Source organism: Ottowia cancrivicina (genome assembly GCF_029813755.1).
Lineage (GTDB): Bacteria > Pseudomonadota > Gammaproteobacteria > Burkholderiales > Burkholderiaceae_C > Ottowia > Ottowia massiliensis.
On the sequence record NZ_JARVII010000002.1, the window covers coordinates 216809 to 230260 of the forward strand.

The following is a 13452-nucleotide window of genomic DNA, read 5'->3' on the forward strand; positions in this document are numbered from 1 at the left end:
AATGCCTCGCCGGACGCGCAAGCAAGCGAGCAACAAATCTCGCCTGTGCAGCCCATCCCAATCCACTCTTTGCCCCTTTTGCGCTCTGGCCGTGGAAAGCGGAAAGAGCCAGCCAGAGTGGACGGGCGAAGAGGTACATTTTTGCTATTCTATTTGTAGCTATAGGTCCTAGTGAAAACTGCGGGGGACGGCGTTTTCACCTGTTTTGATCCGCTCCTGTTTTTGGTGTTTTCCGGCTGGCTGCGCGGCGGCTCGTGAGTGGTTTCTTGCGGCGGCGGCTGCATTTCACTCTTCACACTTGGCAGCGCTCCGCCGCAGGCGGGTTTTCCGCCAGCCGGGCCTGCAGGCGGTTGGCGTAGATGGCGTAAGGCTCGAAGTCGGGGCGGATGGCGCGCAGGGCGTGCAGCTTTTGCGCGAAGGGGCGCAGGCGGCTGGCCTGCCAGTCGTCGAGCGCCTGTTGCCACAGGGCCAGCTCCTGAGCGAGCAGCGCGGCGACGGGGCCTGCGGGCGCTCGCGGGGTGTGGATGGTGACTTCTTCCTGGCGGCCGCGCACGGAGATGCGGTCCAGCCGCTGCCAGACGGCTACGTCTTCCGCCTGCGCGCGCGTGGCGTCGCCTGCCAGGATGGTGACGCCCCAGGTGCGCGTCTGCGCTTCCAGCCGGGCGGCCAGATTGACGGCGTCGCCCACGGCGGTGTAGGCGCGGCGCACGTTGGAGCCCATGTCGCCCACGGAGGCCACGCCGGTGTTGATGCCGATGCCCACGCCCAGCGCGGGCAGGCCCATGCAGACGCGCTCGGCGTTGATTTCATGCATGGCCTTGTGCATGGCCAGCGCGGCGGCCACGGCGCGGGCGGCGTGGTTGCTGCTGCGCAGGGGCGCGCCCCAGAAGGCCATGACGCAGTCGCCCATGTATTTGTCGATGGTGCCTTCGTGCTCGCGGATGACTTGCGTCAGGCGCGTGAAGATGCGGTTGAGCAGGGCCTGCAATTGCAGCGGCGCCATCGTCTCCGACAGGCTGGTGAAGCCGCGCATGTCGCAGAACATGACGGTGATTTCCCGCGCCTCGGCCCGCATGGTGTACAGCTCCGGCTGGCTGGCCATGCGTTGCACCAGCTCAGGCGGCACATAGGTGCCAAAGAGGTCAATCAGGCGGCGGCGGGCGCGGCTTTCGATGAAGTAGCCATAGCCCAGATTGAGCATGAGCAGCGCCATCACCACGAACAGTTGCGCGGCCAGCGGCAGGGCCAGCCCTTGGGCGGCGTAGAGCCAAAAGTTGAGCGCGGCCAGCGCCGCCGCCAGCCCCAGGCCCAGTGCCAGCGCGCCTGCCACGCCCAGGGCGGGCAGCAGCAGCGCCAGCAGCAGGCCGCTGGCCAGCAGCAAGGCGGCGTCCAGCACGGGGGCGTAGCCGGGGCGGGCGGGCACGCGGCCATCGAGCATGCCGGAGATGAGGTTGGCGTGCACTTCCACGCCGGGATAGACGGCGCTGACGGGCGTGGCGCGCAAGTCCATCAGGCCCGGCGCCGTAAAGCCCAGCAAAACGATGCGGCCTGCCAGCGCGCCTTCGGGCAGGCTGCCGCGCAGCACGTCCGCCGCCGGGTAGTAGCGAAAAGACCCGCCCCGCGCTCCGCCCGGGCCGCGATAGGGCGCCAGCGCCGCGCCGCTGGCCGTGAGCGGCACTTGCAACGCCTGCCCCGGCCCACCTCTTGTGTGCGGCAGCCGCAGGCCTTGCAACAGGGGCGGCTCGCCCGCCCACTGAAGCGCTGGCGCGGGCAAGGCCTGCGAAGACGCCTGGGCCACGCCGCCATACAGGTACTGGCGCACCACGGCCAGCGCGAGCGATTCACGCCAGCCGCCATCGACGGCGGCGACCAGCGGCACGGAGCGCACGATGCCGTCGCTATCGACCAGTGCGTTGAAAAAGCCTTGCGGCGCGGCGCTGGCCAGCTTGGCGATGCTGGCTCCGTAGCCATCCCATAGCATGAGAGCGGGAGTGTCCTGCGCCGCCAGCAGCGGCGCGATGGGCGCAGGCAGCGCGCCGCTGCGGCGGCCCTGGCGGTCACTGGTGAGGTAGTAGCCCAGCACGGCGGGCCGGCCTTGCAAGGCGGCGGCAAAGCGCGCGTCGCTTTCTTCGCTGCCGCGCCCGGCTTCGGCAAACACGGCGTCAAAGCCGATGACGCTGGCGCGCTGGCGGCGCAGCACTTCTTCCACCAGCTCTGCCATGCGCTCGCGCGGCCAGGGCCACTGGCCGAGTTCGGCCAGGCTGGCCTCGTCCACATCCACGATGACCACGCGTTCGTCCAGCGTGGCGGGCATGAACAGGCGCAGCCGCGCGTCATACAGCCGCTGGTCGGCCAGCGTCAGCAGGTCCGATTCATGAACGCCCAGCGCGTGCAGCAGGGCCAGCGCGAGAACGGCCAGCGCCAAGGCCATGCGCCAGAAGCGGTGGAAGGGCAGGCGCATGGAGCAAGGCTTTCAGCAGCGAAGCGAAGGCTGCGGCGCGCTGGCGAACAGGCGGCAGGCAGACGCGAAATTCGCTCCTGTATCAATAGCAATGGGTCTTAGTGAAATGAGCGCTGATGCCATTTTTGATGCCGCTGATTTCGCTCTTCTTTTTGAATATCTGCGTGCTGACAGCCCGCACCCGACCGCTCTTGGAGAGGCTGCCGCAGCAGGTGAAGTGGCGGCAGTCTCAACCGTCAATGAACTCCATGCGGATGCCCGCCAGCTCAATGCGGTCATGGTTGCGCAGCATGATGGGGCCGTCATCCAGCGCCACGCCATTGACGGTGGGCACGTATGCGCCTTCCATCAGCGCCAGCTCGAAGCCTTGCGGCTTGCGCGTGATGGAGGCAACTGAAACGCCCGGCTTACCGATGGTGGTGACTTCCTTGATGAGCAGCAGCTCGCGCCCCGTGGCCGAGCCGTTGAGCACGCGCACGCGCGGCCCCGCTTTCTTGGGCGCGGCCGGGCGCGAGTCTTGAAAGCCCGTGGCGGCAAAGGCCGATGCCGCGCCAGCCGCCTGCTGGGCTGGCGCAGGCGCTGCGGGTGAAGACGCCGGCTTGGCAGGCGGCGTCTGGGGCATGGACGGCGTGGCCCGGGCGGAGCCGGTGGCGTGGTAATCAATCTTGTAGCGGCCCACCTCGATGCGATCGCGATCGGCCAGCTTCTGGCTTGTGATGCGCGCGCCATTGACATAGGTGCCGTTGGTGCTGTGGCAGTCTTGCAGGATGACGTCGCCGTTTTGCATGAGGATGACGGCGTGCTCGCCGCTGACGGCAAGGTGGTCAATCACGATGTCGTTGTAGGGCCTGCGGCCCAAGGTGGTCCGGTCTTTGGTCAGCTGCGCTTCCTTGACCACCACTCCGTCCACCGAAATCACCAGCTTTGGCATGTATCTTTCTCCTCTGAGGCCCGCTCACGCACGCATGGACGCGCCCTGTTTGGTGCGGATCGTCATTTTCGTTGCAATTTTGAAAGAAATCCTGTTTTTTTCGCCGGCCCGGTAAAGCGGCACAACGCCACTGAAACGTTGTCGCGCCCGCCGTTGGCGTTGGCCTCGTCCACCAGGGCGCGCGCCGCTTCGTGCAGCTCGGCCGACTGGGCCAGCAGGCTGGCCAGGCGGCTGTCGTCCACCATGTCGGTCAGACCATCGGAGCACAGCAAGATGACGTCGCCCGTGCGTGCGCGCATTTCGCTGACGTCCAGCTGCACCCAGTCTTCCACGCCCAGCGCGCGCGTGACAAAACCGCGAAAGCCCGATTCCGCTGCTTCTTCGGGCGTCATCAGGCCGGCATCCATGCGCTCTTGCAGCAGGGAATGGTCGCGCGTGATGCGCGTGAGTTCGCCGCCGCGCCACAGGTAGGCGCGCGAGTCACCCACGTGGCCTACGTGCACACAGTCGCCGTGGCATACGGCCATGACCAGCGTGGTGCCCATGCCCAGGCATTCGGCCCGCGTGTGGGCAGCTTCGAAGATGGCGTGATTGGCGCTGGCCACGCTGGCATGCATGGCGCGGGCGATGTCCTCTGGCGCGATTTCGCCGCAGCTTTCGGCCAGCCACTGCGCCAGGGCGCTGGCCACCAGCTCGGTCGCCAGGGCGCTGGCCACTTCGCCTGCGTTGTAGCCGCCCATGCCGTCGGCCAGCACGGCCACGCCCTGCTCGGGGTGAATGACGATGGCGTCTTCATTGTTTTGCCGCACGCGCCCCACGTCGGTGAGGGTGGCGTAGCGCCACAGCGGGCTTGCGCTGGCTTCACTGGGCATGGCAAGCCGCCTTTTTGCCCCTGGCGCGCCGCGCCTTCAGCGCCTGGCCAATGGCCAGCACCAGCAGAGCGCCCGCCGCGCCCAGGGCGTAATGCCAGGACTGTTCCTGCGGAATGAGGTCTTTCAGCATGGGGTCGGTCTGGAACATGCCGCCCGCAATCCAGCCCAGCAGCATGCCGCCCAGCAAGATGATGACGGGGAAGCGGTCCATGAGCTTGAGAACGATCTGGCTGCCCCAGACGATGATGGGAATGCTGACGACAAGGCCGAGAATGACCAGCGCCATCTGGTGCTGCTCGCCCGCGTTTTGCGCCGCTCCGGCAATGGCGATGACGTTGTCAATGCTCATGACCAGATCGGCCACGATCACGGTCTTGACGGCGCTCCAGAGCTTGTCGCTGGCCTGGATGTTGCCGTGCGCGTCTTCGTCGTGCGGCGTGATGAGCTTCACGCCAATCCATATCAGCAAAGCAGCGCCGGCTATTTTGAGAAAAGGCACTTTCAGCAGCGTGATGGCAAAGGCAATGAGCGCCACGCGCAGCAAAATGGCGCCCGCCGTGCCCCAGAGAATGCCCTTGAGCCGCTGGTTTTCAGGCAATTGGCGGCAGGCCAGCGCAATGACGACGGCGTTGTCCCCGCCCAGCAGGATGTCGATCAGGATGATCTGGCCCACGGCCACCCAGAAATGGGCTGTCAGGAACTCTTCCACGGTCGCGCGTCTTTCTCAAGTGCATGAAAAAGCCGGATTATCCCGAAGGAGAATCCGGCTTGCCGGTCTGGCTGGCGGCGCCCTTCATGGGGCGCGCGCTTCAGAGCAGGCTTTTGAGCAGCTTGCCCATTTCAGACGGGTTGCGCGTGACCTTGAAGCCGCACTCTTCCAGAATGGCGAGCTTGGCGTTGGCCGTGTCAGCGCCGCCGGAAATCAGCGCGCCGGCATGCCCCATGCGCTTGCCCGCAGGCGCGGTGACGCCAGCGATGAAGCCCACCACGGGCTTTTTCATGTGCTGCTTGCACCAGCGGGCGGCATCGGCTTCGTCGGGGCCGCCGATTTCGCCGATCATGATGACGGCATCGGTGTCCGGGTCGTCATTGAAGGCCTTCATCACGTCAATGTGCTTGAGGCCGTTGATCGGGTCGCCGCCAATGCCCACGGCGGAAGACTGGCCAATGCCCAGTTCGGTGAGCTGCGCCACGGCCTCATAGGTCAGCGTGCCGGAGCGGCTGACAACGCCGACGCGGCCTTTTTTGTGAATGTGGCCGGGCATGATGCCGATCTTGATTTCTTCCGGCGTGATGATGCCGGGGCAGTTGGGGCCGAGCAGCAGCGTTTTCTTGCCGCCGGCGGCTTCCTTGGCGCGCATCTTGCTGCGCACTTCCAGCATGTCTTTGACGGGAATGCCTTCGGTGATGCAGATGACGAAGTCCAGATCGGCCTCCACGGCTTCCCAGATGGCGGCGGCAGCGCCTGCGGGCGGCACGTAGATCACGCTCACGGTGGCGCCGGTTTGCTGGGCGGCTTCCTTGACGGTGGCGTAGATGGGCACGTCAAAAATCTTTTCGCCAGCTTTTTTCGGGTTCACGCCCGCCACGAAGCAGTGCTTGCCATTGGCGTATTCAATGCACTTTTCCGTGTGGAACTGCCCGGTCTTGCCGGTAATGCCCTGGGTGATGACTTTGGTGTCTTTATTGACGTAAATCGACATGTGTGGCTCCGGGGCTGGTTTACTTGACGGCGGCGACGATCTTGGTGGCCGCATCGGCCATGGTGTCGGCCGAGATGATGGGCAGCTTCGAGTCGGCCAGGATTTTCTTGCCTTCTTCTTCAAAGGTGCCTTTCATGCGCACCACCAGCGGCACTTGCAGATTGACAGCCTTGCAGGCGGCCACCACGCCTGTGGCGATGGTGTCGCAGCGCATGATGCCGCCGAAGATATTGACCAGAATGCCCTTGACCTTGGGGTTCTTGAGCATGATCTTGAAGGCTTCGGTCACTTTTTCGGTGGTGGCGCCGCCGCCCACGTCCAGGAAGTTGGCCGGTTCGCCGCCGAAGAGCTTGATGGTGTCCATCGTCGCCATCGCCAGGCCCGCGCCATTGACCATGCAGCCGATGTTGCCGTCCAGGCTGATGTAGGAGAGGTCGAACTTGCTGGCTTCCAGCTCGGCCGGGTCTTCTTCGTCCAGATCGCGCAGGGCCACGATTTCGGGGTGGCGGAACAGCGCGTTGCTGTCGAAGTTGAATTTGGCGTCCAGCGCGATGATGTTGCCCTTGCTGTCGCGGTTCAGCGGGTTGATTTCAACGAGCGAGGCGTCCGTGTCCATGTAGCACTTGTAGAGCTTCTTGCACACGTCGATGAACTGGGGCACGCTGCCTTCGGGCATGTTCACGCCTTTGGCCAGCTCCTGGCCTTGCGCGTCGGTCAGGCCCGTCAGCGGATCGACGAAGACCTTGACGATCTTTTCAGGGTGGCTGTGCGCCACTTCTTCAATGTTCATGCCGCCTTCGCTGCTGGCGATGATGGCCACCTTCTGCGAAGCGCGGTCGGTCAGCACCGACAGGTAATACTCTTTCTGGATGTCCGCGCCTTCTTCAATGTAGAGGCGGCGCACTTTCTGGCCTTCGGGGCCGGTCTGGTGCGTCTTGAGCTGCATGCCCAGAATCTGGCCGGCCAGCGTCTTGACTTCATCCAGCGTCTTGGCCACTTTCACGCCGCCGCCCTTGCCACGGCCGCCTGCGTGAATTTGCGCCTTGACCACCCACACGGGGCCGCCCAGCTTTTGCGCAGCCTCAACCGCTTCCTGCACGGTAAAAGCGGGAATGCCGCGCGGCACAGGCACGCCGAAGCTGCGCAGAATCTCCTTGCCTTGGTACTCGTGAATCTTCATGGATTTCCTCTGTGAAAAGAGAAGCAGACCGGAGGGCCTGCATGAACGAAAGAATCTTCGCAGGGCAAATGTATCATGCAGCAACACCCCGGCCGCCCCAAAAACTGCCCCCAACCCGTCTGTGAGCGGCGCAAAGCGGTTTTCCCTGATTGAACGCAAATGACGAAAAAAGTATTTATCGACGGCGAAGCAGGCACCACCGGCCTGCAAATCCGCCAGCGCCTGCAAGATATGGCTGGCGTGGAGCTGGTCAGCATTGATCCGGCCTTGCGCAAAGACCCCGCAGCCAAGCGCGCGCTCATGGCAGGCGTTGATCTGGTCATTCTTTGCCTGCATGACGACGCCGCGCGCGAATCCGTCGCGCTGATTGACGCGCTGCCCGCGCCCCGCCCGCGCGTGATTGATGCCTCAACAGCCCACCGCGTGGCGCCTGGCTGGGTGTTTGGCTTTGCCGAGCTGGCGCCCGGCCAGCGCGAGGCCATTTGTCAGGCCGAGCGCGTGGCCAACCCCGGCTGCTACGCCAGCGGCGCCATCGCCTTGCTGCGCCCGCTGGTGGATGCAGGCGCGCTGCCGCCCGATTACCCCGTCACCTTGCCCGCCGTCAGCGGCTACACGGGCGGCGGCCGCGCCATGATCGAGGCTTACGAGGCGGGGCAGGCTCCCGCCTACGAGCTGTATGCGCTGGGCCTGTCGCACAAGCATTTGCCTGAAATCATGCGCTATGGCGCGCTCACGCGCCGCCCGGTTTTCATGCCCGCCGTCGCCAGCTTCGCGCAAGGCATGCTGGTGGAGCTGCCCCTGCATCTGGATTTGCTGCCCGGCCAGCCTTCGCCTGAAAGGCTGCTGCAGATCTACGCCGCCCATTACGCGGGCAGTGAATGGGTCACGGTGCAGGCCGCGCCTGAAAACGGCAAGCTGGACGCCCTGGCGCTGGCGGGTTCCGACACGCTGGAAATCCGCGTGTTCGGCAACGCCGCCCACCATCAGGCTGTGTGCGTGGCCCGGCTGGACAACCTGGGCAAAGGCGCCAGCGGCGCGGCCGTGCAGAACCTGCGGCTGATGCTGGGGTTGTGAGAGCCTGTTCAAAGTCTGGCTGGAAACCGCCTCCCAGGCCCGGGCATTCAACCTGGATTTCTGGCTCCCATTTAGCTACTGCATTCGTAGCATGAGGTCCTAGTAGAAGGAGCGCAGAAGCCGTTTTTAGACCCTCTAAATTTGCTCCTTTTTCTGAACCCATTCAGCCTCTTTGGCAGCGCGCAAGCGGGCTTTCGGTGCAAAAAAAAAGCCCCGGGCCGAAGGGCCTGGGGCTTGAATCCACCTTAGGAGGGGTGGAGGAGACAAGGAGTGCAAAGCGGTCTGACCGTTTCAGCCAGGCTGTCTGCGTGGGCGCGGAGTGTAGACCCATCCCCGTTTTTCTGCACGCCAACCCGCCATCCAACCTGACAGACGGTCGTTTTGTTGCGGCGAAGCGCCCAGGCATGTTGCTTTCGGGCCAAAAATTGGCGCTTTCGCGTTTGGTTTTGCGCGTTTTCTTCAGACTCTGAACAGCTTCCCAAACCCTTCACCACAGGAGAAACCCATCATGGAATGCACCGTCAGCTGGAGCGCCCCCGCCGGATCGCGCTCGGGCATGAGCTTCATCGCCGAAACCGGCAGCGGCCACGTTCTCGCCATGGACGGCGCGCCCGACGCTGGCAGACCCGACCAGGGCGGGCAGAACCTGGCGCCGCGCCCGCTGGAAGCCATGCTGGCAGGCGCGGGCGGCTGCACGGCGTATGACGTGGTGCTCATCCTGCGCCGGGGCCGCCATGACGTGCGCGGCTGCACGGTGCGGCTGAGCGCCGACCGCGCCGAAACCGACCCCAAGGTTTTCACCCGCATTCACATGCACTTTCGCGTGACAGGGCGCGAGCTGCCCGCGCAGGCCGTGGAGCGGGCCATCCACCTGAGCCACAGCAAATACTGCTCGGCAGCCATCATGCTGGGCAAGACGGCGGAAATCACCACCTCTTTTGAAGTGCTGGATGCCTGAGCCGAAAACGCCATCTTCCGCAGCGCCATCCTCCGCGCCGCCGCCTGCCCGGCAGCCCATCGAAACGCACCCCTTCGCCGCCGTGCTGCCGCCGAAGGCCACGGTGATGATGATGGGCAGCTTTCCGCCCGCGCCCGAAAAGCGCTGCATGGACTTTCACTACCCCAACTACCAAAACGACATGTGGCGCATCTACGGGCTGGCCTTCTTTGGCGACGTGGCGCACTTTCAGGTGGCGGGCAAAAAGCGTTTTGATGCCGTGCGCATCCGCGCCTTTCTCATGGAGCGCGGCATTGCCCTGTGCCCCGCCGTGCGCCGCGCGCGGCGCGAGCAGGGCAATGCGTCCGACGCCTTCCTGACCGTGATCGAGCCGGTGAACCTGGCTGCCGTGCTGCCCCAGGTGCCGCACTGCCGCACCCTGTTTGCCACCGGCGGCAAGGCCGCCGAAGTGCTGCTGGGCCTGCTGGCGGCCCAGTCACCCAAAGCTCCTGTGCCTCAGCTGCCCAAGCCCGGCCACAGCATTCCATACGGCTACGCGGGCCGCAGCTTGCAGCTGTACCGCCTGCCATCCACCTCGCGCGCCTATCCCATGCCGCTGCTGCAAAAGGCGCAAATCTGGCGCGCGTTCTTCAAGTCGCAGGGGCTGCTGGATTGAGCCGCCCCGCCTTTCCTTGAAATGCACCGGCCCGGCGGCAACTCCTGTTTTTTGTCATTCCTTGAGCAGCCTTTCGCCCATGAACACGCCCGAAAAACCCGACATGACCGATCCTGCCCAGCCTGCGCCGCAGCCTGACCCCATGCAATTTCCCATGCGCTTTCCCATCAAGGTCATGGGAAAGAATGAAGACGGCTTCGTGCACGCCATCACCGAAATCGCCCGCCGTTTTGACCCCACGTTTGACGCCGCCACCGTCCAGCTGCGCGAAAGCTCCGGCGGCAACTACTTGAGCGTGACCGTCACCGTGCTGGCCACCAGCCGCGAGCAGCTGGACGGCATCTACCGCGCCATCACCAGCCACCCCAAAGTGAAATGGGCGCTGTAGCCGCCGGGCGCTGAAAAAAATTCCCATGAAAGTCATCCACCTCGGGCGCGCCGATTACGTGCCCACCTGGCGCGCCATGCAAGCCTTCGCCGCCCGGCCCTTCGGCATGGAAGGCGAAGAGCTTTGGCTGTGTGAACACCCGCCCGTCTTCACCCTGGGCATGGCCGGCCGCCCCGAACACGTGCTGGCCGCAGGCGGCATTGATGTGGTGCAAACCGACCGTGGCGGGCAGGCCACCTACCACGGCCCCGGCCAGGTGGTCGCCTACCCGCTCATCAATCTGGGCGAGCGCCCCTACTTCGTCAAGGAATACGTGCACCGGCTGGAAGAAGCTGTCATCCGCACCCTGGGCGAATGGGGCCTGCCCGGCCACCGCGTGGCGGGCGCGCCGGGCATCTACATCCGCCTGCAAGACCCCTACAGCCACGCCCCCTTGCCCCAGCGCCCCATGCGCCGCCTGCCCGGCACGCCCGCGCCGCAGCCCGACTTCACGGGCCTGGCCAAAATCAGCGCGCTGGGCATCAAAGTCAGCCGCCAGCACGCCTACCACGGCGTGGCGCTAAACGTGGACATGGCGCTGGAACCCTTTGAGCGCATCAACCCTTGCGGCCACGCGGGCCTGCCTGCCATCGACCTTTCCAGCATCGGCGTGCGCGCCTCCTGGGACGAAGCCGCCAGCGCCCTGGCCGCGCACCTCACACGCCTGCTGGCCCCCTGAAACCCGCCTCTTTGCAAGAAAAAACACGTCATGACCGAAGTCATCCGCGAAGCGCCCGCTCCCCACGCCTACAACCCCAGCGCCAAGCAAAAAGCTGCCGCCAAGCTCGCCCGCATCCCCATCAAGGTGCAGCACACCGGCCCGGCCCTGCCCAAGCCTGACTGGATTCGCGTCAAGGCCGGCAGCCCCAGCACGCGCTACTACGAAATCAAGGACATCCTGCGCCAGAACAAGCTCGTCACCGTCTGCGAAGAAGCCAGCTGTCCCAACGTGGGCGAATGCTTTGGGCGCGGCACCGCCACCTTCATGATCATGGGCGACAAGTGCACGCGCCGCTGCCCTTTCTGCGACGTCGGCCACGGCCGCCCCGACCCGCTGGACGCCCAGGAGCCGATCAACCTGGCCCGCGCCATCGGCCAAATGCGCCTCAAATACGTCGTCATCACCAGCGTGGACCGTGACGACCTGCGCGACGGCGGCAGCCAGCACTACGTGGACTGCATCCGCGCCGTGCGCCAGGCCTCGCCCGGCACCCGCATCGAAATCCTCACGCCCGACTTCCGTGGCCGTGACGACCGCGCCCTCGAAATCCTCAAGAGCGCCCCGCCCGACGTAATGAACCACAACCTCGAAACCGTGCCGCGCCTGTACAAACAAACCCGCCCCGGCAGCAACTACGAATTCAGCCTCAACCTGCTCAAGAAATTCAAGGCCCAGCACCCCGGCATCCCCACCAAAAGCGGCCTCATGGTTGGCCTGGGCGAAACCGACGAAGAAATCCTGGCCGTCATGCGCGACATGCGCGCGCACCACATCGAAATGCTCACCATCGGCCAATACCTGGCCCCCACCAGCGCCCACCTGCCCGTGCAGCGCTACGTCACCCCCGACACCTTCAAGATGTTTGAAGCCAAGGCTTACGAAATGGGCTTCACCCACGCCGCCGTCGGCGCCCTCGTGCGCAGCAGCTACCACGCCGATCAGCAGGCCCAAAGCGCCCTGTCCGGCAGCGCCGGCTGCGGCCACTGAGAACCTGCGCTCCGGCCCGCTCCTTGACCTCAACCAGGCAAAAACAGGAGCAAAAACAAAGGGGCATAAATGCCGCCCTGCGCTTTATCCACTAGGACATCGTGCTATTGCTAAAGGAGCAAATCAAGGGAGCAGCCCCGCGCGCTCTGATGACCACAGGAGCACAAGCCAGGCTGGCACTCGCATTGCAAAACCGCGAAACGCGCACGGGTGTTTTCTTCCGACTCTCATGGGCGCAATGGAACGTGGCAGAAACATGATCGCCGGCAAGCTCCGGAAGGCGCGCGCCGCCTGCGTGGCGGCGGTGTCTGTCCCTTAGACTCGCACGCTTGCCCGCACCTTCTCCATGCCTCTTTACTGGTTCATCCTGCTCCCTTTTGTCGGCAGTCTTGTGGCTGCCATGATGCCGACCAAGGCCCGCAATGCGGCGGCAAGCTGGGCGGCGCTGGTGGCCGCTGGCGGGCTGGGCGGGGTGCTGCTGTTGTATCCGCAGGTGCAGGGCGGGCAGGTGCTGCGCGAGCAGGCGGCATGGCTGCCGCAGGCGGGGCTGGCGTTTGTGGTGCGGGTGGACGGCTTTGCCTGGCTGTTCGCACTGATGGTCACGGGCATCGGCTTTCTGGTGGCGGTGTACGCGCGCTACTACATGAGCAAGGACGATCCGGTGCCGCGCTTTTTCTCCTTTTTTCTCGCCTTCATGGGCGCGATGATGGGCGTGGTGCTGTCGGGCAATCTGATTCAGCTGGTGTTTTTCTGGGAGCTGACGAGCCTGTTTTCTTTTTTGCTCATCGGCTACTGGCATCACCGCAAAGACGCACGGCGCGGCGCGCGCATGGCGCTGACGGTGACGGGTGCGGGCGGCCTGTGCCTGCTGGCGGGAGTGCTGGTGCTGGGCCGCATTGCGGGCAGTTATGACCTGGACGCCGTGCTGGCCGCCGGGCCGCAGATTCGTTCGCACGCGCTGTATGCGCCCATGCTGGCGCTGGTGCTGCTGGGGGCGCTGACCAAGAGCGCGCAGTTTCCTTTTCACTTCTGGCTGCCGCGCGCGATGGCCGCGCCCACACCGGTTTCCAGCTATCTGCATTCGGCCACGATGGTGAAGGCGGGCGTGTTTCTGATGGCGCGGCTGTGGCCGGCGCTGTCGGGCACGCAGGAGTGGTTCTGGATTGTGACGGGCGCGGGCGCTTGCACGCTGGTGCTGGGGGCGTATGCGGCCATGTTCCAGAACGATTTGAAGGGGCTGCTGGCGTATTCGACGATCAGCCATCTGGGGCTGATCACGCTGCTGCTGGGCATGAACCGCGAGCTGGCGACGGTGGCGGCGGTGTTTCACGTGATGAATCACGCGACGTTCAAGGCTTCGCTTTTCATGGCAGCGGGCATCATCGATCACGAGACGGGCACGCGCGATATACGGCGGCTGGACGGCCTGTTCAAGGCCATGCCGGTGACGGGCACGCTCGCTTGCGTGGCCAGCGCAGCCATG

Annotated in this window: 13 protein-coding genes; 7 read left to right on the forward strand and 6 right to left on the reverse strand. The window is 65.0% G+C overall.

Annotated elements, in window-relative coordinates; translation table 11 throughout:
* Nucleotides 1-292: 292 nt before the first annotated feature.
* The 6 genes from QB898_RS02265 to sucC form a co-directional block, all read right to left on the reverse strand.
* Entirely contained in the window at nt 293-2461 is a 2169-nt protein-coding gene (locus QB898_RS02265; RefSeq protein ID WP_279523620.1) for a CHASE2 domain-containing protein, read from the reverse strand.
* A gap of 229 nt (nt 2462-2690) precedes the next feature.
* The gene (locus QB898_RS02270) at nt 2691-3392 is read right to left on the reverse strand and encodes an FHA domain-containing protein (protein ID WP_279523621.1); all 702 of its coding nucleotides are present in this window, start codon (nt 3390-3392) and stop codon (nt 2691-2693) included.
* A 62-nt stretch (nt 3393-3454) separates the two neighbouring features.
* The gene (locus QB898_RS02275) at nt 3455-4264 is read right to left on the reverse strand and encodes a Stp1/IreP family PP2C-type Ser/Thr phosphatase (protein ID WP_279523622.1); all 810 of its coding nucleotides are present in this window, start codon (nt 4262-4264) and stop codon (nt 3455-3457) included.
* Complete coding sequence (locus tag QB898_RS02280) at nt 4254-4973, reverse strand: TerC family protein (protein WP_279523623.1); 720 nt, start codon at nt 4971-4973, stop codon at nt 4254-4256. The genes QB898_RS02275 and QB898_RS02280 overlap by 11 nt, the downstream gene beginning before the upstream one ends.
* Nucleotides 4974-5073: 100 nt before the next feature.
* Nucleotides 5074-5967 (reverse strand): succinate--CoA ligase subunit alpha, encoded by an 894-nt coding sequence (gene sucD, locus QB898_RS02285; RefSeq protein WP_050715283.1) that lies wholly within the window; start codon nt 5965-5967, stop codon nt 5074-5076.
* Between the two features lie 19 nt (nt 5968-5986).
* Nucleotides 5987-7147, reverse strand: coding sequence for an ADP-forming succinate--CoA ligase subunit beta (gene sucC, locus QB898_RS02290; protein WP_102283451.1), 1161 nt, complete (start codon nt 7145-7147; stop codon nt 5987-5989).
* A gap of 159 nt (nt 7148-7306) precedes the next feature.
* On the opposite strand from sucC, the gene argC reads away from it, so the two are divergent.
* The 7 genes from argC to QB898_RS02325 form a co-directional block, all read left to right on the forward strand.
* Nucleotides 7307-8221 carry an N-acetyl-gamma-glutamyl-phosphate reductase gene (argC, locus tag QB898_RS02295; RefSeq protein WP_279523624.1) on the forward strand — a complete coding sequence of 305 codons (915 nt, stop codon included), beginning with the start codon at nt 7307-7309 and terminating at the stop codon, nt 8219-8221.
* Between the two features lie 508 nt (nt 8222-8729).
* Nucleotides 8730-9179: an OsmC family protein gene (locus QB898_RS02300; protein ID WP_279523625.1), complete on the forward strand. Its 450-nt coding sequence runs from the start codon at nt 8730-8732 to the stop codon at nt 9177-9179.
* Complete coding sequence (locus QB898_RS02305) at nt 9172-9834, forward strand: DNA glycosylase (protein ID WP_279523626.1); 663 nt, start codon at nt 9172-9174, stop codon at nt 9832-9834. The genes QB898_RS02300 and QB898_RS02305 overlap by 8 nt, the downstream gene beginning before the upstream one ends.
* A gap of 103 nt (nt 9835-9937) precedes the next feature.
* Nucleotides 9938-10222, forward strand: coding sequence for a YbeD family protein (locus tag QB898_RS02310; RefSeq protein WP_428982713.1), 285 nt, complete (start codon nt 9938-9940; stop codon nt 10220-10222).
* A gap of 25 nt (nt 10223-10247) precedes the next feature.
* Nucleotides 10248-10940, forward strand: coding sequence for a lipoyl(octanoyl) transferase LipB (gene lipB, locus QB898_RS02315; protein WP_102283454.1), 693 nt, complete (start codon nt 10248-10250; stop codon nt 10938-10940).
* 30 nt (nt 10941-10970) lie between these two features.
* Nucleotides 10971-11969: a lipoyl synthase gene (lipA, locus tag QB898_RS02320; protein ID WP_279523628.1), complete on the forward strand. Its 999-nt coding sequence runs from the start codon at nt 10971-10973 to the stop codon at nt 11967-11969.
* A gap of 346 nt (nt 11970-12315) precedes the next feature.
* On the forward strand, nt 12316-13452 hold a 1137-nt coding region (locus tag QB898_RS02325; RefSeq protein ID WP_279523629.1), incomplete at its 3' end, for a proton-conducting transporter transmembrane domain-containing protein.

What these genes read in the sequence shown, in the direction of transcription:
- QB898_RS02265 (WP_279523620.1), bottom strand. Translation starts at nt 2,461, where the DNA reads ATGCGCCTGCCCTTCCACCGCTTCTGGCGCATGGCCTTGGCGCTGGCC.
- QB898_RS02270 (WP_279523621.1), bottom strand. Translation starts at nt 3,392, where the DNA reads ATGCCAAAGCTGGTGATTTCGGTGGACGGAGTGGTGGTCAAGGAAGCG.
- QB898_RS02275 (WP_279523622.1), bottom strand. Translation starts at nt 4,264, where the DNA reads ATGCCCAGTGAAGCCAGCGCAAGCCCGCTGTGGCGCTACGCCACCCTC.
- sucD (WP_050715283.1), bottom strand. Translation starts at nt 5,967, where the DNA reads ATGTCGATTTACGTCAATAAAGACACCAAAGTCATCACCCAGGGCATT.
- sucC (WP_102283451.1), bottom strand. Translation starts at nt 7,147, where the DNA reads ATGAAGATTCACGAGTACCAAGGCAAGGAGATTCTGCGCAGCTTCGGC.
- argC (WP_279523624.1), top strand. Translation starts at nt 7,307, where the DNA reads ATGACGAAAAAAGTATTTATCGACGGCGAAGCAGGCACCACCGGCCTG.
- QB898_RS02300 (WP_279523625.1), top strand. Translation starts at nt 8,730, where the DNA reads ATGGAATGCACCGTCAGCTGGAGCGCCCCCGCCGGATCGCGCTCGGGC.
- QB898_RS02305 (WP_279523626.1), top strand. Translation starts at nt 9,172, where the DNA reads ATGCCTGAGCCGAAAACGCCATCTTCCGCAGCGCCATCCTCCGCGCCG.
- QB898_RS02310 (WP_428982713.1), top strand. Translation starts at nt 9,938, where the DNA reads ATGACCGATCCTGCCCAGCCTGCGCCGCAGCCTGACCCCATGCAATTT.
- lipB (WP_102283454.1), top strand. Translation starts at nt 10,248, where the DNA reads ATGAAAGTCATCCACCTCGGGCGCGCCGATTACGTGCCCACCTGGCGC.
- lipA (WP_279523628.1), top strand. Translation starts at nt 10,971, where the DNA reads ATGACCGAAGTCATCCGCGAAGCGCCCGCTCCCCACGCCTACAACCCC.